General features: G+C 34.8%; 13 protein-coding genes. 6 read left to right on the top strand and 7 right to left on the bottom strand.

Going from position 1 to position 18,504, the window contains the following annotated elements; all coding sequences use genetic code 11:
- Window positions 1-501 precede the first annotated feature (501 nt).
- Window positions 502-1,014 carry a type 1 glutamine amidotransferase domain-containing protein gene (locus tag MSWAN_RS05315; protein WP_013825586.1) on the top strand — a complete coding sequence of 171 codons (513 nt, stop codon included), beginning with the start codon at window positions 502-504 and terminating at the stop codon, window positions 1,012-1,014.
- A 225-nt stretch (window positions 1,015-1,239) separates the two neighbouring features.
- Here MSWAN_RS05315 and uvrA read toward each other — a convergent pair whose 3' ends face one another.
- Window positions 1,240-4,263 (bottom strand): excinuclease ABC subunit UvrA, encoded by a 3,024-nt coding sequence (gene uvrA / locus MSWAN_RS05310; protein ID WP_013825585.1) that lies wholly within the window; start codon window positions 4,261-4,263, stop codon window positions 1,240-1,242.
- Entirely contained in the window at window positions 4,263-6,227 is a 1,965-nt protein-coding gene (gene uvrB, locus MSWAN_RS05305; protein WP_013825584.1) for an excinuclease ABC subunit UvrB, read from the bottom strand. The genes uvrA and uvrB overlap by 1 nt, the downstream gene beginning before the upstream one ends.
- Window positions 6,228-6,766: 539 nt before the next feature.
- Here uvrB and uvrC point away from each other — a divergent pair.
- From uvrC to MSWAN_RS05290, 3 genes are all read left to right on the top strand, one after another.
- On the top strand, window positions 6,767-8,554 hold the full coding sequence (gene uvrC, locus MSWAN_RS05300; protein WP_013825583.1) for an excinuclease ABC subunit UvrC: 1,788 nt from the start codon (window positions 6,767-6,769) through the stop codon (window positions 8,552-8,554).
- Window positions 8,555-9,129: 575 nt separating this feature from the next.
- Complete coding sequence (locus MSWAN_RS05295) at window positions 9,130-10,389, top strand: methanogen output domain 1-containing protein (RefSeq protein WP_013825582.1); 1,260 nt, start codon at window positions 9,130-9,132, stop codon at window positions 10,387-10,389.
- A gap of 211 nt (window positions 10,390-10,600) precedes the next feature.
- The gene (locus MSWAN_RS05290; RefSeq protein WP_013825581.1) at window positions 10,601-11,335 is read left to right on the top strand and encodes an ATPase domain-containing protein; all 735 of its coding nucleotides are present in this window, start codon (window positions 10,601-10,603) and stop codon (window positions 11,333-11,335) included.
- Between the two features lie 326 nt (window positions 11,336-11,661).
- Here the strand turns inward: MSWAN_RS05290 and MSWAN_RS13060 are convergent, their stop codons facing one another.
- The 5 genes from MSWAN_RS13060 to MSWAN_RS05265 form a co-directional block, all read right to left on the bottom strand.
- On the bottom strand, window positions 11,662-12,216 hold the full coding sequence (locus MSWAN_RS13060; protein WP_227716997.1) for a hypothetical protein: 555 nt from the start codon (window positions 12,214-12,216) through the stop codon (window positions 11,662-11,664).
- Window positions 12,217-12,316: 100 nt separating this feature from the next.
- Window positions 12,317-12,649 carry a hypothetical protein gene (locus MSWAN_RS05280; RefSeq protein ID WP_013825579.1) on the bottom strand — a complete coding sequence of 111 codons (333 nt, stop codon included), beginning with the start codon at window positions 12,647-12,649 and terminating at the stop codon, window positions 12,317-12,319.
- A 625-nt stretch (window positions 12,650-13,274) separates the two neighbouring features.
- Entirely contained in the window at window positions 13,275-14,303 is a 1,029-nt protein-coding gene (locus MSWAN_RS05275; protein ID WP_013825578.1) for a M42 family metallopeptidase, read from the bottom strand.
- 222 nt (window positions 14,304-14,525) lie between these two features.
- Window positions 14,526-14,741: a hypothetical protein gene (locus MSWAN_RS05270; RefSeq protein ID WP_013825577.1), complete on the bottom strand. Its 216-nt coding sequence runs from the start codon at window positions 14,739-14,741 to the stop codon at window positions 14,526-14,528.
- Between the two features lie 62 nt (window positions 14,742-14,803).
- Complete coding sequence (locus tag MSWAN_RS05265) at window positions 14,804-15,208, bottom strand: hypothetical protein (protein WP_013825576.1); 405 nt, start codon at window positions 15,206-15,208, stop codon at window positions 14,804-14,806.
- Window positions 15,209-15,428: 220 nt separating this feature from the next.
- On the opposite strand from MSWAN_RS05265, the gene MSWAN_RS05260 reads away from it, so the two are divergent.
- Entirely contained in the window at window positions 15,429-16,349 is a 921-nt protein-coding gene (locus MSWAN_RS05260; RefSeq protein ID WP_013825575.1) for a hypothetical protein, read from the top strand.
- A gap of 9 nt (window positions 16,350-16,358) precedes the next feature.
- Window positions 16,359-18,500, top strand: coding sequence for a hypothetical protein (locus tag MSWAN_RS05255; RefSeq protein WP_013825574.1), 2,142 nt, complete (start codon window positions 16,359-16,361; stop codon window positions 18,498-18,500).
- The last annotated feature ends 4 nt before the right edge of the window (window positions 18,501-18,504 follow it).

Genomic DNA, 18,504 nt, shown 5'->3' with positions numbered 1-18,504 from the left:
AGGGATAGTGATTCTTTTATATGTATAACTGATAAAAAAAGAAGTTCCTATTTGTGAGGATTCTGGTTTTTTACTTAAAACATTTCTTTTTTGAGATATTTAATTTTTTTGAGATACTCCCATTACTTTAATTTTGATTTTATATTTTAGATGTCCAAATAAAAAAAATTATTTATTTAAACTCGAAGCTGTTTAATAATTGAAATCTGGAAAAATATAAGGATAAATAAAGCTTTAAATTCACAAATAAACAAAATTACATTGTAAAAAAAATAAGTAAATTATCATTATATTAAAGAAAAAAACCAGTAATTACATTTAATTTGTAATGAATAAATAAGTAACTAATGTTATTAAAAATAATTCAAATAAATTAACAGAACTACACAAGTTCAATAGATGTGAGGAAATGAAATAACAACCAATATACTATAAAATCCTTAAATTAAGCCAATAAAATGAAGAAATAATTAGTTAAAAGATTTTAAGGAGTTGGAAAGTATGGCTTTAATAGGCGTTGTTATAGATGAAATGTTTGAAGATGTTGAGTACACAGAACCTGCAAAAGCATTTAAAGAAGCAGGACATTCTCTAATTCATATTGGTCTCAGAGAAGGTAAGATTGTTAGGGGAAAAAAAGGAACAGAAGTAAAGATAGATAAAGCAATTTCAGATGTTAAAGTCAATAGTTTAGATGCAATTTTTATTCCAGGTGGTTATTCACCGGACCATCTTCGTGGAGAACAAAACGCTGTAAACTTCATTAAAGATTACTTCCAAACAAATAAACCTATATTTGCAATTTGTCATGCCCCTCAGCTTTTAATTACGGCCCAAGTCTTGGAAGGTCGAAGGGTAACTGGATGGAAGTCAATTGTACAAGACATAAAAAATGCAGGTGCTGAATTCATTGACCAGGAAGTGGTTGAGGATGGTAATTTAATATCATCTAGAAGTCCTAAAGACATTCCAGCATTCAACAAAGCTTCATTAAAAAAATTGCAAGGAATATAATGGGAATTACTTTAATTAATTAAGATTAAGCAATTTGAAATCCTAAAGCTATAACAATTTATATTGTAAAAGGAAATGTAAATGCTTCGAAAGCCAGTTAATGTATATTTAAATAATTCCAAAGTGAAATTAATGTTCAAACAATAATTTAAATATGGTGGTTAAATAGGGCTTTAAGAACTTAGTGAAGCTTAAATAAAAAATAAAAGATAAAGGTTCCATTCTTTACTTATTTTTTGAAGTGGACTTCTCAAGTTCAGGATTCGAAACCATATTCTCGATATTTCCACTTAAAGCAGGTGAAACCCCTTCTAAAATATCTCTTAAATAGTCTCCAGTGAAACTTTTGCTCATAGCTATTTCTTCTGGAGTTCCCTCAGCAACCACCAATCCACCTTCATCTCCACCTTCTGGACCAAGGTCTATGATGTAATCTGCTGTTTTAATGACATCAAGGTTGTGTTCTATCACAATAACTGTATTTCCAGAATCTCTTAACCTTCCAAGAACATTTAAAAGCTTTTTAATATCTACAAAGTGAAGTCCTGTGGTTGGTTCATCAAGTATGTACATGGTTTTACCTGTACTTTGGCGGCTCAACTCTTTTGCAAGTTTCACACGCTGAGCTTCTCCCCCTGAAAGTGTTGTTGCGGGCTGTCCAAGCTTTATATATCCCAGTCCAACATCATCCAGGGTTTTAAGTTTCTTGTGGATCTTGGGAATGTTTTTGAAAAAGTCCAGTGCTTCCTCAACCGTCATCTCCAGGATGTCTGCAATGTTTTTACCCTTGTAACGCACATCCAAAGTTTCCCTGTTGTACCTTTTTCCCTGACAAACTTCACATGGAACGTAAACATCTGCAAGGAAATGCATTTCTATTTTTATTATCCCATCACCGCTGCAGGCTTCGCATCTTCCACCTTTCACGTTAAAACTAAATCTTCCCGGTTTATAACCCCTCTTTTTAGATTCAGGAGTTTCAGATAAGAGTTCCCGGATGTAAGTGAAGACACCGGTGTAAGTGGCAGGATTGGAACGAGGTGTCCTTCCAATTGGGGACTGGTCAATTATAATGGCCTTGTCAATGTTTTCGATCCCTGTAATGCCATCGTGCTTTCCAGGGTTCACGTGAGCGTGGTTTAACTTTTCATAGAGTCCCTTGTACAGTACATCGTTTATAAGAGTACTTTTACCCGACCCTGAAACCCCTGTTATGCATGTGAACACTCCGAGTGGAAATTTAACATCAATGTTTTGGAGGTTGTTCTGTTTTGCCCCTTTTACTGTTATGTAGTTTCCATTTGGTTTTACACGCTCTTGGGGTATCTCAATTGATTCTTTTCGAGATAGATAACTTCCTGTTATGGAATCTGGGTTTTCCATTATTTCTTGAGGTGTGCCCTCTGCTATAACCTTTCCACCGTGCTCACCGGCACCGGGACCAATATCAACAACATGGTCTGCAGATAATATGGTTTCTTCGTCGTGTTCCACAACAATCAAGGTGTTTCCAATATCCCTCAATCTTTTAAGGGTTTCTATAAGTCTGGCGTTGTCCCTTTGATGGAGTCCTATACTTGGTTCGTCAAGTATGTAAAGCACTCCAACCAGTCCTGAACCTATCTGGGTTGCAAGACGTATTCTCTGTGCTTCTCCACCGGATAAACTTCCTGAAGATCTTTCAAGGGTTATGTAACCTAAACCAACGTCCACAAGGAACTTTAGACGTTCTTTTATTTCTTTGAGTACCTCTTTTGCAATGTAGAGTTCCCTTTGGGATAGTTCGAGTCCTTCAAAAAATCTTTTTGAATCTTTTATGGGCATTTCCACGACTTGGGATATGGTTTTACCGCCCAATGTAACGGATCTACTCTCTGGACGCAGTCTGGTTCCTCCACATACAGGGCACTTACGGTCGCTCATGAACTTTCCAACATAGCTTCTCATGTAGTTGGATTTGGTCTCTAAAAAGAGACGCTCCATCCTTCTTACAACACCTTCAAACTTCCTTTTCACCTTATGAAGTCTGCCTTTTCGTTGAAATACAAATTCAACCCTATCTTTGGAACCGTAGAGAACTATGTTCTGGTACTCCTCTGGAAGTTTGTTGAATGGAGTGTCCATGCTGAAGCAGTAGTGGTCTGCAACTGCACGTAACATCTGGTAATAATAGTTGTCCCTGTGTTTAGATTTACTCCAAGGTAAAATAGCACCATCATTCAAAGAAAGCTCCCTATCAGGCACCACAAGGTCTGTATCTATTTCAAGTTTGCTTCCAAGACCGTTACATTCAGGGCATGCTCCATGGGGGCTGTTGAATGAAAACATTCTGGGACTGATTTCCTCAAAGTTTATGCCGCACTCTGTACAGGCGAACTGTTCGCTGAAGACCTTTTCATAGATGCCATTGCCTTTGGATTTACCTTTAACTTTTGTCTTTCCCTGATTTTTGGAACCTTTACCATCCCCATAAACAACCACCATTAAACCTTCTCCAAGTTCCAGTGCTGTTTCAACAGAGTCTGCAAGTCTCCTTTTAAAGTCAACATCAGATCTTATAACCAATCTGTCCACAACAACTTCCACGGTGTGTTTACGATTTTTATCAAGTTCAAAATCATTATCAAGACTTGAAACTTCACCGTCAACCCTCACACGTACAAATCCTTTTTTTCTAAGGTCTTCGAATATTTTCTGGTGTTCTCCCTTACGGTCCTTTACAACAGGTGCAAGAACCTGTATCTTGGTGTCTTCTTTCTCCTGGAGGATGTTATCAACTATTTGACCTGCTGTTTGATGAGATATCTTTTTACCACAACGGTAGCAGTGGGGAGTACCGACCCTGGCAAAAAGTAGACGCAAGTAATCATATATTTCAGTTACTGTCCCTACAGTTGATCTCGGGTTCATTCTGGTAGTTTTCTGGTCTATGGATATTGCAGGTGAAAGTCCTTCAATATAATCCACTTCAGGCTTTTTCATCTGCCCCAAAAACTGTCTTGCGTATGCTGAAAGTGATTCAACATAACGTCGCTGTCCTTCAGCATAGATTGTGTCGAATGCAAGGGAAGATTTTCCAGAACCACTTATTCCACTTATTACCACGAATTTGTCCCTTGGAATTACAATGTCAATGTTTTTAAGGTTGTGTTCACGTGCTCCCTTGATTATTATGTTTCCTTTTTTGGTATCTTGTAAATTATCGGTGTCCAACACCTTACTACCGTCAACTAATCTGTTTGTGATCATTACTTTGAAACCCCTTCTAAAACAAGTATTTTATCCCTTATTTTTGCAGCTTTTTCAAAATCAAGTTTTAAAGCTGCTTTTTTCATTTCTTGTTCTAAATCTTTTATTAAAAGACTTAATTCATCTTTTGGAATGTTTTCTATATCTGTAATATCATCAACTAAAGATGTTTCATCTTTTTTAGTTTTTTCCTTTATAGATTTTACCACTGATTTTGCGGTTATATCATGCTCTTTGTTGTAGGCCACCTGAATTGTTCTACGGCGGTTAGTTACATCAAGAGCCGAACGTATGGATTCTGTTATTTCATCAGCGTACATTATAACCTGGCCGTTGATATTTCTTGAAGCCCTGCCTATGGTTTGTATAAGTGAGGTTTGTGATCGAAGGAATCCCTCTTTATCTGCATCGAGAATGCCTACAAGGGAAACCTCTGGAAGGTCCAGACCTTCCCTGAGGAGGTTCACACCTACAAGGCAGTCAAATTCCCCTCTCCTGAGGTCGTCAATTATTTCCGTTCTTTCAAGGGTTCCGATTTCAGAGTGAAGGTATCTGACTTTAATTCCTACCTTTGCATAGTAATCTGTAAGATCCTCTGCCATTTTTTTGGTTAGTGTGGTTACCAGAATCCTCTGGTTCTGTTTAACTTTTTCCTGTATAGCTCCTAAGAGGTGGTCAACCTGTCCTTTAACTGGTTTAACTATCACTTCTGGATCTACAAGTCCTGTAGGTCTTATTATTTGTTCTACCACATTTTGACTCTTTCCAAGCTCGTATTTGGCTGGTGTTGCAGATACGTACATGACCTGGTTTTGAAGTCTCTCAAACTCATCAAATTTTAATGGACGGTTTTCACGTGCAGATGGGAGTCTGAAACCGTAACCTACAAGGGAATCCTTACGGGCCTTATCTCCAGCGTACATTCCCCCAATTTGGGGTACTGTAACATGGGATTCATCGATTATGGTGAGGTAATCTTCTGGGAAATATTTAAGTAATGTGTATGGTGTTTCATTCCATTTTCTGCCTGAAAGATGCATGGAATAGTTTTCTATGCCTGTACAGTAACCCATTTCCTGAAGCATCTCAAGGTCAAACCGGGTTCTCTGTTCCAATCTTTGGGCTTCAAGGAGTTTGTTCTGGGATCTTAGAACAGTTAATCTGTCTTCAAGTTCTTCTTCAATACCTTTTATTCCACTTTCCAGCTTTTCTTTGGATGTTATAAAATGTTTTGCAGGAAATACTGTTATTCTTTCAAGTTCTTTGATTACTGTACCTTTCAACGGGTCTATGAATGATATACCATCCACTTCGTCGCCAAAAAGCTCCAATCTAATGGCAATGGTACTGTTTACAGGAAATATTTCTATTACGTCTCCTCGAACTCTGAATTTTCCCCTTATAAATTCTATATCGTTTCTTTCGTACTGCATTTCCACAAGTTTTGTGAGAATTTCCTCTCTTCCAGGTTCATCACCCAGTTTAAGGGATAATATAAATCCACCGTAATCTTCTGGAGTTCCAATACCATATATGCATGAAACACTGGATACAACTATTACGTCATCCCTTGAGAGGAGAGATTGGGTTGTGGAGTGCCGCATACGGTCTATTTCTTCATTTATTGATGCTTCTTTATCTATGTAAGTGTCTGTGTGTGCTATGTAAGCTTCTGGTTGATAATAGTCATAATAACTTACGAAGTATTCCACGGCGTTATCTGGGAAAAACTCCTTAAACTCTTCGTAAAGCTGTGCAGCTAATGTTTTGTTGTGAGATATCACAAGGGTAGGTTTTTGAACCTTTTGAATGACGTTAGCCATTGTGAATGTCTTACCAGACCCTGTAACACCAAGTAATGTTTGATGCTTCAAACCTTTTTTTATTCCCTCTGAAAGGGAATTTATAGCTTTTGGTTGGTCCCCTAACGGTTCATAAGCTGATTCAAGTTTAAATCCTGTCATTTCTAAATCCTCTTTTAAAAAGAATAAACAACATTAAATTATGTGTTGTTTATCATTTAAAATTATTATGTGTTTATAAATTCTAAAATTATTTCTAAATTTGTTCCAATCTTAATTTTAAAAATAGATGGTTATGTATTCTAATAAAATATAGAAATCAAAATTATTTGTATTCTTTATATAAATTTTATATATAAAAAATTTTATTAAAATAGATATATTATATACTTACTTAGCTTACACGTTAATATATAATTTTCTATATTTACTAAACTTTACTTGTAAATATTATTTTTAATCTTTGCAATTTTTTAATCTTTACAATAATTAGAACATAAAATTTTTCAATTTATTTAAAAATAAGATAAAGTTGAAAATGAATAATTAATTAAAGATGTTGATTAATCTAAAATTTTTATTGTTTAATTTAAATGATTCTAAAAATTCTGAATTTAAATGTCTTATTTACAATCCTTTAAGAATTCTATTACATTTAAGAATTCTATAAAATTCTAACATCAATAAGGAGATGAAAATTAGTGGCTCAAAGCAACGAACCAGAAGATTTACCAGATAAACCAGGCGTATACATCATGAAAGATGTTGAAGATAGGGTTATCTATGTGGGAAAAGCTAAATCCCTTAAAAAAAGGGTTAAATCCTATTTTAAGGATGATATTGACTCTCCAAAAACCAGGGCGCAGATGAGGCAATTCAACCATCTTGAATACATAATCACCGATACAGAGAAGGAAGCCCTGATCCTGGAATCAAACCTGATAAAAAAGCACATGCCCAGGTACAACATACGCCTCAAGGATGATAAACGTTATCCATACATAAAAGTAACCAATGAAGATTATCCAAGAGTTTTAATCACAAGGAGAGTTTTAGATGATGGTTCATATTATTACGGGCCATTTACTGACTCTGGAGCCGTTAAAAGACTTGTTAAATTCCTGAAAGCTATTTTTAAAATAAGGGACTGTAAAAGGATGGACGGGCCCTGTCTTAACTACCAGATATATCTTTGCAACGCCCCATGTGGTAGTAAAATAACTAAAGAGGAATATAGAAAACAGGTAGATAAGGTAACCCTGTTTTTTGAGGGTAAATATAATAAAATAATTGAGATACTCAAACAGAACATGGCTGATGCGGCCCAAAATCATGAATATGAAAAAGCTGCAGTTATAAGGGACCAGCTGAACTCCATAGATGACATACTTGAAAAACAGAAGATGGAAGTCACAAGAAACCTTGATCAGGATGTTGTGGCATGTTCATGTAATGAAAAATTGGCATGTGTCGTTGTGTTCTCTGTTAGAGACGGTAAAATCATAGGAAAAGACGATTTCCTCATGAGCGGTGCTGAAAATACTCCGCCGGATCAGGTTTTATCCGCGTTCTTAAAACAGTACTACTCCGGACCTCGACATGTTCCAGCTGAGATAGTGCTTCAATATGAAGTTGATGATAAAAAACTGCTTTTAGAATGGCTTTCAGAAAAGAGAGGGAATAAGGTGATCTTCAAGGTTCCTGAGGAGGGTATGGAGTATCGTCTGGTTCAGATGGTTGCTAAAAATGCGGATATCATTCGAAAACATCAGGAAGAAGTTAAAGGTGCACTTATTGACCTGAAAAAATATTTAAGGATACCAAAACTTCCAAGACGCATCGAAGCATTTGATATTTCAAACATAAGCGGAAAACTGGCAGTAGGATCCATGGTTGTGTTTGAAGACGGTACACCCAAAAAGGGAAGTTACAGAAGGTTCAAAGTTAAGACAAATGGGCCTGATGATTACGCAATGATGAAAGAGGTTTTAACTAGGAGATATGGGCGCCTTAAAAGGGAGGGTGAAAATGAGCCGGATCTTGTCCTTGTGGATGGAGGTAAAGGTCAGCTCAACGTTGCTCTGGACGTTTTCAGATCCCTCGAAATGGACCTGCCAGTTATAGGGCTTGCAAAGGAATTTGAACATGTTTTCATGCCACATATACCAAGTCCAATTATTTTACCCCACGATTCGGAGGCCCTGCATCTCCTGCAGCGAGTCCGTGATGAAGCTCATAGATTTGCAGTGACGTACCACAAGAAGCTGCGTTCCAAACAACTCAATAGCTCAATACTGGATAAAATTCCTGGAGTCGGGAATAAAAGAAAAATAAAACTTCTAAAACATTTTGGAAGCCTTGATAACCTGAAAAAAGCCAGTATTGAAGATATTGCAGGAGTTAAAGGAATAAGTTCTAATCTGGCTTCTAATATTTATGAATATGTCCATAGAGCAGATGAGGAAAATCAAGTACATGATGAAAATTGATTGTAGAAACTTGAATGTGATGGTTTTGGCTGTGAAATGGATTAATAGATTAAATTTTAAGCAGTAAAACTTAAAAAGGGTAATTTAATTTTTAAAAAGGCAAATTGGTACTTAAAAGTGTAAATTGATACTTACAAAGGTAGATTAGTATTTTAATTTAAATAATTTACAGTTAATTACTCCTCTTTTTTTATTTTTACTAAATTTCCATGAAAATTTTTATTTCATCAATATTTTAAACTCGTTTTAAAAGGTTCTGATCTAATCCACCTAAATCATTTAAATAAGATGAATCAATATTTTATTAAGGTTATAAAAGCAAGAGATTAAATTATTTCTAAAAGGAATAATTAAAAATAATATAAAAAAATAACAGTATAAAGTATTAAAGGAATTATATTTTTCATATTTATAGTTAAAACGAGAACAGTATGTTAAATACTTTAAGATCAGTTCTTTAGGTGACTAACGATCATTAACTTCGTTAGAATTTCATGTTCTTTAATTAACACTCTGAAATTATATAAAAAAACTATAATATAAATAATTATAAAAATTTAATAAAGGGAACAGCTATGTCAAATGTAAAAATCCTTGTGGTTGAAGATGAAAGCATCGTAGCTATGGATATAAAACATAGAGCAGAAGTCCTGGGATACACCGTAACTTCAATTAGTCCCTCTGGAGAGGAAGCAATTAGAAAAGTTGCAGAAAACCCCCCGGATCTGGTTTTAATGGATATAGTGCTTAAAGGAGAGATGGATGGTGTTGAAGCAGCCCAGAAAATACGCGACAGCTATGATATACCTATTGTGTATCTTACTGCTTATTCAGATGAGAAAACCCTCAAAAGGGCAAAGGTTACAGAACCATTTGGTTACATAATAAAACCTTTTGAGGATAGAGAACTTCACAGTGCTGTTGAAGTAGCTCTTTACAAGCATAAGATGGAGAGCAAGTTGAAAGAAAGCGAAAAATGGCTTTCAACTACACTTGAAAGTATTGGGGATGCTGTTATAGCAACAGACAATGAGGGGAATATTAAATTTATGAATCCAATTGCAACAGAAGTTACTGGATGGGATTCTGAAGAAGCAATGGGTAAACCTCTTACAGACGTTTTTAGAATGATAAATGAGAAGACAGGAACTTTTATTGAAAATCCTGTGACAAAAGTTGTTCAAAATGATGCAACAATTGAATTAGAAGAACCTACCATTCTTATAACCAAGGAAGGGAAAAAACTGCCCATTGATGACAGCTGCGCTCCAATTCGAGATAAAAATGGTGACGTATTAGGAGTTGCATTAATATTTAAGGATATAACAGAACGTAGAAAAGCTGAAAAGGAGAAAGAAGAACTTTTAAAAGAAAAAGCAAGAGGAGAACTTTCTAGTTTTGTTTTAAGTGCATTACCAGTTTTCGCATCAAACATTCCACCACAGATCCGAAACAATATTGCAAGAAGTTTTTCGGACCGTTTTGAAAGGAATATGAAACCAAAATTTGAGGAAGAACTCAAAAAATGTCTTGAAGACTATGATAATACCACAGCTGATATTATTTTTAAATGTTACATTTCATGGTTATCTGAATTCCTTTTAAACCTTGGGATAAACTCTGAAGAAACAAAAGGACACGAAAATTCTATTAAACTCCTTAACTGTCCGTGGATAGAAGAAAATGAAACCAGCCCTATGTTTTGCCTTATATGTCGAGCTATAATCATAAGAAGCTTCACATGGACCGAGATTAAAGGGAATGTAGAACAAAAAACCTGCATGGCAGATGGTGCAGGCGAATGTGTATTCAAATTTCTTCATTTAAACGGATAAACCATTGATTCAAGGGATTACTATAAAAGGGATACCCCTACTTTAAATTGAAAGGATAATTACCAGATAAATCTAATCATATTAAATGATAATCTAATTATCAGATTAAAAAAAATATGCTAATATATTAATTAGATTAAGAAATTAGATGCTAATATTTATCAGATTAAAATTTAATTAACCATTAATAATTTAAAAGGAGATATAATGCTTGAAAAGGATAAAAACAGGGATAAATGGAATTGACCAGATCACAGGAGGATTTCCAGATGGGAGATCTATTCTTATAACAGGTGATGCAGGTTCTGGTAAAACTATTTTTGGACTTCAGTTTGCGAAAATGAGCTGTGAACAAGGACTTAAAACTGTATATATAACAACAGAAGAAGATTCAAACGATCTTTATACTCAAAGTAGCGCATTCAGCTGGGATCTTAAAAGTTTCGAGGATAATGGAAGTTTAAGTTTCATAGAACTTGCAGGCATAAGAGCCAAAGTTACAGAAGCTGAAATGAGCATAGATATCGAATCCATGAAGGGAAACTTCTCAAAATTTTTAAATGACCTACCTGATGACACTCAAACAGTTGTTATAGATAATATAGGAAGTTATACAGCTAAATTAACACCTTATGAATTCCGAGACCGTTTTGATCTCCTCGTTTATGAGCTTAAACAGCGCAACATCACTGCTTTGATAATACTTGATAGTGCAACATCTAGAGAACTCAATGAAATAGCTCTTTTCTCAGTTTACGGTGCTTTTAAACTCATGAAACGTGACAATCCATATACTGGCCGTAGAGAACGTGTTATGGATATTGTAAAAATGAGAAGTACTAAAACACCCACCCAATTCATAACCTATGAAATAAATTCTAATGGAATAACCATAGTGTCCGGGATAGAATTAGACCCTGAAAACAAGGATAAAAAAGATAAATGAATGTTTAACGTTTTTTTTTGATTGAATGGATTAATTCTAAAAAGATTGATAAAGAGGATTGATTCCAAAAATATAACACCCTTTTTGGTGGGATCAAATAAAAAAAATATTGTTGAAAAAGGATGTAATACTCCTAAAATTTGATTTAAACTATTCTAATATTAATTTTTTTTAATTATTTTGTAAATCTTGAATAATTAACTTAATTAGAAAACTATTGAAAGAAAACTATTGAAAAATAAGAAATTTTAAAAGTTTATATAAATATCAAAAAATGCCTTAACATTTATCTATTTTTTCAAAAAATAAGAAAGGATATAAAAAATTTAAAGGCCGCTTAAAAAGCTTTTACCTTTAAAAGAACTTAAAATATTCAACATTTTAGTTTTAGAATCTACAGGTTGTGGTTGTACTGATGATTCAGCTGGCTGTACTGTTGACTCCTGTGTCTGTTGTGCTGCTGGCTGTACTGTAGAATCTTGTGTCTGTTTTGCTGTCTGTTGTGACTTTACTACTTTTACTTCTTGCGCTGCTTTTACTTGTTTTGGCGGTGTGTAAGTTGATAAGTAGTAACTGCTTCCAGATATTTTTTCTTTCCCATCAGCTGCGCAGTAATCTGAATCACATGCACTGCAAGTCCATTCTCCTTCAACTGTTCCCTTTGGATTAAAAGTTAAGGTCCCATATCTATGGCAGTGAGGACAGTAATTTTTAAATGTAGCTGTCTGATAATAATAACCACTTGTTCCATCTGAACATTTTGCTGTGGCTTTAACATAATTTTGTGTCACTTGCACGTTGTAAGCACCATCTGCTGCTGCTGACACCGGCAAGAATGTTATTAAACATGCAACCAAAAGCATCGCATGTTTAGACCTCAAAAGAGGTTTAGCCTCCGAAATAATAATCAACTCCTATGATACTTAAATTTTTTTGTATTTCAAAAAGTTAGCTTTAAATTTTTTTTGTATATTCAAAAAATTAGCTTAATTTTGATAAGTAGTACTTGCTTCCAGACATTTTTTCTTTCCCATCAGCTGCGCAGTAATCTGCATCGCATGCCTTGCAAGTCCATTCTCCTTCAACTGTTCCCTTTGGATTAAAAGTTAAGGTCCCATACTTATGGCAGTGAGGACAGTAATTTTTAAATTTAGCTGTGTGATAATAATAACCACTTGTTCCATCTGAACATTTTGCTGTGGCTTTAACATAATCCTTTGTCACTTGTACGTTGCAAGCACCATTAGCTGCTGCTGACACCGGCAAGAATGTTATTAAACATGCTACAAAAAGTATTACATGTTTAGACCTCAAACGAGGTTTGGCCTCCGAAATAATATCAACTCCTATTTATCTGAATTTTTTTTCTATTTCAAAGAATTAGCCAGTATTAGTTCAAATAGTGCTTTTCTATTAACAGTATCACCTGTTTCAGAGTAAATAACACTTATTCTAAATTTAAGAGCAGTATCACTCCAAATTTTACAGAAAACTGTCTAGAATTCTTCAAATTATCGATCAAATAAGTCAAAAAAGAGATGAACTTATATTCCTGATTTTAACATTTTTTTTATAATATTTAAGTTTTTGATTTGTTCACCACTGCAATTAGTGAATACCCTTCATTGGGTGCCAATACTATTTAAAGTTTGGGTAGGTTCTAAAAAGGCTCAAAAGACGCCTAAAAAGCTTAAAATTATTTAAAATATTCCAATTTTCAATTGTAAAAATATTAACATATGCAAATTTATTTGAAGAGGTATTACTTAATAAGAAGTGATTAAAAGTGATCTAATGCCATTAAAAATTCATATACAAAAATGCGAATTTTTCAAAAAAATAGATTTAAACTTTCTAAACGAACTAAAAATCAAAAAAGAGAATCGAAAGGAGTTTAAGGGAAATCTAAAAATCAAATAGTTAAAGGATTTAAAATGTTTTAAATCCTTTTAAGAACAGCCACAATAAGTTTTACTGCATTTTCAACATCTTCAACGTTCACAACACTTACAGGAGTGTGTATGTACCTTGATGCAGGTGATATAACTCCAGTTGGGATTCCTTCCCTTGTAAGGTGTATCACTGAAGCATCGGTTGTTCCTCCCTCACTGACTTCGAGCTGGTAAGGTATTTTTTCTTCGTCTGCAACAGAGGTAAGGAGTTCTTTCACTTTGGGATGTGTTATGAGTCCTCTTCCACTTGCATCTGCAAGCACTATGACTGGACCTTTACCTGCCTTTGCAGGGGCCTCGTCTTCCTTGATACCAGGGTGGTCGCCGGATATTGTAACATCAAGGACTATGGCCATGTCGGGGTTTAACTTGAATGCAGAGGTTTTTGCACCTTTAAGACCAACTTCTTCCTGGACTGTTGCAACACCATAAACTGTTGCATCACTTTCAAGCTGTTTCATTACTTCAACAAGCACTGCACAGCCCACTCTGTTGTCAAGGGCCTTTGCCTTGACCAGAGATGTTCCAAGTTCTGCAAAGTTCTGATTTATTATGATGGGGTCGCCAACTGCCACCATTTTTTCAGCTTCTTCCTTATCTGCAGCCCCTATATCTATGAACATGTCCTCATAACCAAGTATTTTTTTTCTTTCAGATTCTTTCATCCTGTGTGGTGGTTTTGAACCTATAACTCCTATTATCTCACCTTTAGAAGCGTATACAGTAACTTCCTGGTTTAAAAGCATCTGATCGTTTATTCCGCCGATCTTTGAGAACTTTATGAACCCATTTTTATCAATATAACGAACTAAAAGTCCTATTTCATCCATATGAGCTGCTAACATGACCTTTTTACTGCCTTCCTTTCCCTTTTTGGTAGCGATCATGTTTCCCATGTTGTCAACTTCAATTTCATCCACATGGTCTTTTACTTCATCTATCATTACATTTCGAATTCCATCTTCAAAGCCAGAAATTCCTGGCGCATCTGTAAGTTTTTTTAGTAGTTTTCTCATCATATTACCTTCTTAAATTTGTTTTTAATCTATTTTTGAATATTGAACTGAATGTGATTTATAAAACTAATTATTAATTATAATATTAATAGACAAATTAATTTTTCTTAATAGGATGCAAAATTTCATGGAAGTACTGCAATCAATTATAATTATAATATCCAAATAATCTTATGTATCTCCTGAAAAAAATAAATATTCATTCTTGAGATAAATGATTTATTAAAATGATTTTATTAGAATTAATAGTCCAATTAGCACTAATATGATCGGTCCTAATTGCTGCTGGACGTACTGCATTGGTATTAAACCAACGTTTACACCGTACCAAAGAGCACCAATTATTATAAAACAAAGGCTAATATAGATACCCCATCTATTAACCTTCCGTTTCTGATTTTTCATGTTAGGTTTATTTATTTCAATATTTTCATCCATTTTATATCCCCTGGTATTATATGATATGTAGAAATTTGGATTTTTAAGATTAAATTTCTGGGCTATCCCATCGTAATTGTGTAGTTATGTCTTTTTGTAATTAAATTAATAGAGCTTGTAGTATTGGTAATATTGTTATAGCCACCTTTGATTAAAGATTGAATTGTGCTGTTAATAATTTGTTTCTGTAGGTCACTTGTTAAGGTGTTTGAAAACATTACTGTTAAATTTTCATTAGTTCCATTTGCAGTTTCATTAATACTAGTAACTCTCACAGGTGCCATGCCACTATTTGTTATAACCATGTTCGTTGTAGCGTTCTCTGCTCCTAATTTTACTGCAGCAGACACAGAATTCAACTCTGATTGATCACTTACATAAACACCAAAGAGACTTACTATGACTACTACCATGGCTAAGAATAGTACATATTCAATTGAAATTTGTGCACGTTGATCCATTTTCATCAATAACCCTTTCTCTCACTATTATAGTATATTATTTACTATTATAACCTATAAACTTGAATTAAAATTAATAATTAATCTTATGTATTTATGAACATTGTAACAATATTTGTAATAATAATTATAAAATTAATATTATACTACAAATATATATAAGGATTACACCGGCATATTAATTATTAACTGAAAATATAGAGTATCTAAATTGGAGACGATTATTTTGGGAATCATAAGACGCGACTCAAGAGGCTATGCATTATCACTTGATCTACTCCTCGCACTTATCCCACTTACTATAATTTTAGGTATGGTCGGCGCTGATATGGATAATATGTTATATAATGTTCAGGACACAGTTTTCAGGAGTTCTATGGATCGTGTTGCTACAGATACTGTTAACGCTTTAGTTTCAACATCTGGAACTCCTTTAGATTGGGAGAAAAGTCCAGTAACTAGCTCAACTGTTATAGGACTTGCATATTATGATATTAATAATAGACCTATCGAAAGTTCACTATCAGCGAGTAAATTTACTGCAGCTAAGGTGAATTTTGATACCCAAGGAAATAATTCAGCATTACAAAAAATGGTTGGAACGAATTATGGTCTCTTTGTGAATGTTATGACAGTAAATGGAAACCAACAAATAGGAACAATTGGAACCCAACCAGATAGTAACGTAAAGGATATTGTAAGACTTGAAAGAATTGTTATTCTTTCCAAATATGGATCAATAAGCTCTTTAAAAAATCTAGGAGCTTACATACCTTATACAGTCCCTGCATTTAATACCAGCTACAATTCCACTCAAAACTATGACTACTGGATTTTAATGGCACCGTCCTCCAACAATCAAATGTTCACTGCAGCAACCGTAAATGTAAATAACAACCCCATAGCTTTTTCAGCTGATAATATTACAACAGCTTTTAAAATAAATGATTATTTGAGTGCAGATTCATCAAATCCAGATCGACAATCAAGTAATCTCTTAACACTGGTAAACTGTACTGGGATTCCATCAAGTTCGATGAATTTTTATATAGTTCAAACACCCACTAATGTTTCTTCAACAGATGTGACTCCAGATACAGTGGTTCCAAAAACGTGCAGGTTTGTATTTTACTTATGGACAAAATAGAGTGATATTATGGATGATAAAGGATTTATATTTACAGCAGATGCAACCCTGGCTTTAGTTGTAGTGATAGTGATAACAGCTTCAATTGTGACCTATGTAGGACTTCCAATTTTTCAGGGGGAAGATCACCAGCATTTAGAGGCTTTAGCAGATAGTGTGTTGGAGTCCATGGATCAAAGTGGAACGTTAGCTCGTGACGCTGCTTTGTGTTCCAGTAACAATACCACATTACAAGATGAGGGAAGATCTGATTTGATAGAAAATCTTAATCTTGTGATACCCCAAGGAATTGGTTACAAATTAACAGTGGGAAATTCTGTAATAAGTAGTACTGATTCTGATGCTAGTGTTAACCATACTTCTCCAGCCACATCTAGTGATGTTGCAACCAAAGTTAAAGTTATATCCGGAGCGCAGATAGGATGGGTTGGAAGGGCTTACTACAAACAGGAAGAAGTAAATTTTGTTGACCAAAACCAAACCCAAGTAACTACTTTATGGAACTTCCACAACTGGTTGCAAAATTTTAATCCATGGAGTAATGGTCTTGATAACGACCCTTATTGGGCAGGTGGCCAATCACCGGGATCTATATCCTTCAACATCCCAACCAACGGAACCATAAATGGAGCTAAATTTTTGTTAGGTTCCAGTGGAGGTTATTATAATCAATCATGGTGGCAGAGTTGGTGGGTTGATCATGCGTATAATGCAAATTTCGTGTTGAATGGCAATAGCCATAGTTTTTCAGGGGATGATTTCACTGATTTACAGTATTCATCACCAAACACAGGTGAAATGTACAATTATTTAGGAAATATCAGTGGTTCTGAATTAAATTCAGGATTGAACAATTTTTATGTTAATTTCATTGCACAGTCATCAAGATCCGAGCAGTATATGCCTTGGTTCTCAGTGATAGGTAATTATAGCACATCAATAAAAGTTCCACAGGGAGTATTGACCAACACTTTTAATTTTACAGACATAGCTGGTGTAGGTAATCCATCTAAATGTTTACAGTACGATCTGACAACAGGAAGTATAATAACCACCCCAACAAAGAGTATTAGTTGGAATGACCTTAAACAAACTACACAAAATCCTGAAATAGATACAAGCACACCCTTCCAATTAACAAACATTCCTTCAGGGACTTCTCAAGGATCTGCGGTTGCATCAACTTGTGATGTTTATTTACCCGACAACACGCGCCTTTTTGATGCATATACTGTCGTGAATCCCTATGGAGGTTGTGATAGGGCCATTGTTCAGGTTAAAAATTCATATGGAACGTGGCAAACCATATTCACATCATTTGATTATAATGGTGTAGATTATACTGAGAGAACCGATGGAGGATATGGTAACATTCCAGGAATCTTAAATATAGCACCTTACCTTACTGCAGGACATAACACAGTTAGGATTATTCTTTGGGACGATGCACCAGGTAGCGATTATGATCTTGTGGGACTTACAAGCTGTTATTCTACAATAACCTACAGTCAATTGCCAATTCGGTGGGATACGTTTGCTTTTAACAGCAAACAGTACAAAAGTAGCACAGGAACTCAATCTCAAAATTTCAATATAGCATCTGACGCTCAAGAAGCTTTGTTATTTTTAGGTACGGGAATGGATTCTAGGAACATAACAGTTACTGTAAAAAAACAGGGAAGTTCAACAACTTCAACACTTTACACCGGTTCTATTCCTTATGTTCTAAATTTAGGTGATCTTGATGCGGCTTCAACCCAAACAAAGCATATTATCACCAACGTGAGCACAAACGGTTCATATCAATTGGTACCAGGAAACTATACCTTGACTGTAAGTTTAACTCCTGGAAAATCTTATGAATCTGGAGATTATGGTGGATCTGGCACAAGTGTTAGTACCTATGCAAATCCTGAAATATTTTCGGGTACCAGAATAGGTATTATTTACCCTAAATTCCTGCAGAATGCTTGGTCAAGTGGTTTTGCAAGCACAGCAGATGAAGCAAAAACTAATGCAAATAATACACTTCAAGGCATTTTAAACAGCACACACGTCTCATATAACGCCAATTTAATAAAAACAGAAGCTATATTCACAGGGGATACACCCAGTTCAATTCCTGTGAGGTTAGAATTATGGAAACAATAGGAAA

The sequence above is a fragment of the Methanobacterium paludis genome, from assembly GCF_000214725.1.
Classification (GTDB): Archaea; Methanobacteriota; Methanobacteria; order Methanobacteriales; family Methanobacteriaceae; genus Methanobacterium_C; species Methanobacterium_C paludis.
Note: the sequence above shows the minus strand (reverse complement) of the source record. Positions and strands in the feature narration are given on the sequence as shown.

Excerpts from the sequence above, each read along its gene's own strand:
- MSWAN_RS05315 (WP_013825586.1), top strand. The coding sequence starts at position 502 with ATGGCTTTAATAGGCGTTGTTATAGATGAAATGTTTGAAGATGTTGAG.
- uvrA (WP_013825585.1), bottom strand. The coding sequence starts at position 4,263 with ATGATCACAAACAGATTAGTTGACGGTAGTAAGGTGTTGGACACCGAT.
- uvrB (WP_013825584.1), bottom strand. The coding sequence starts at position 6,227 with ATGACAGGATTTAAACTTGAATCAGCTTATGAACCGTTAGGGGACCAA.
- MSWAN_RS05295 (WP_013825582.1), top strand. The coding sequence starts at position 9,130 with ATGTCAAATGTAAAAATCCTTGTGGTTGAAGATGAAAGCATCGTAGCT.
- MSWAN_RS05275 (WP_013825578.1), bottom strand. The coding sequence starts at position 14,303 with ATGAGAAAACTACTAAAAAAACTTACAGATGCGCCAGGAATTTCTGGC.
- MSWAN_RS05270 (WP_013825577.1), bottom strand. The coding sequence starts at position 14,741 with ATGGATGAAAATATTGAAATAAATAAACCTAACATGAAAAATCAGAAA.
- MSWAN_RS05265 (WP_013825576.1), bottom strand. The coding sequence starts at position 15,208 with ATGAAAATGGATCAACGTGCACAAATTTCAATTGAATATGTACTATTC.
- MSWAN_RS05255 (WP_013825574.1), top strand. The coding sequence starts at position 16,359 with ATGGATGATAAAGGATTTATATTTACAGCAGATGCAACCCTGGCTTTA.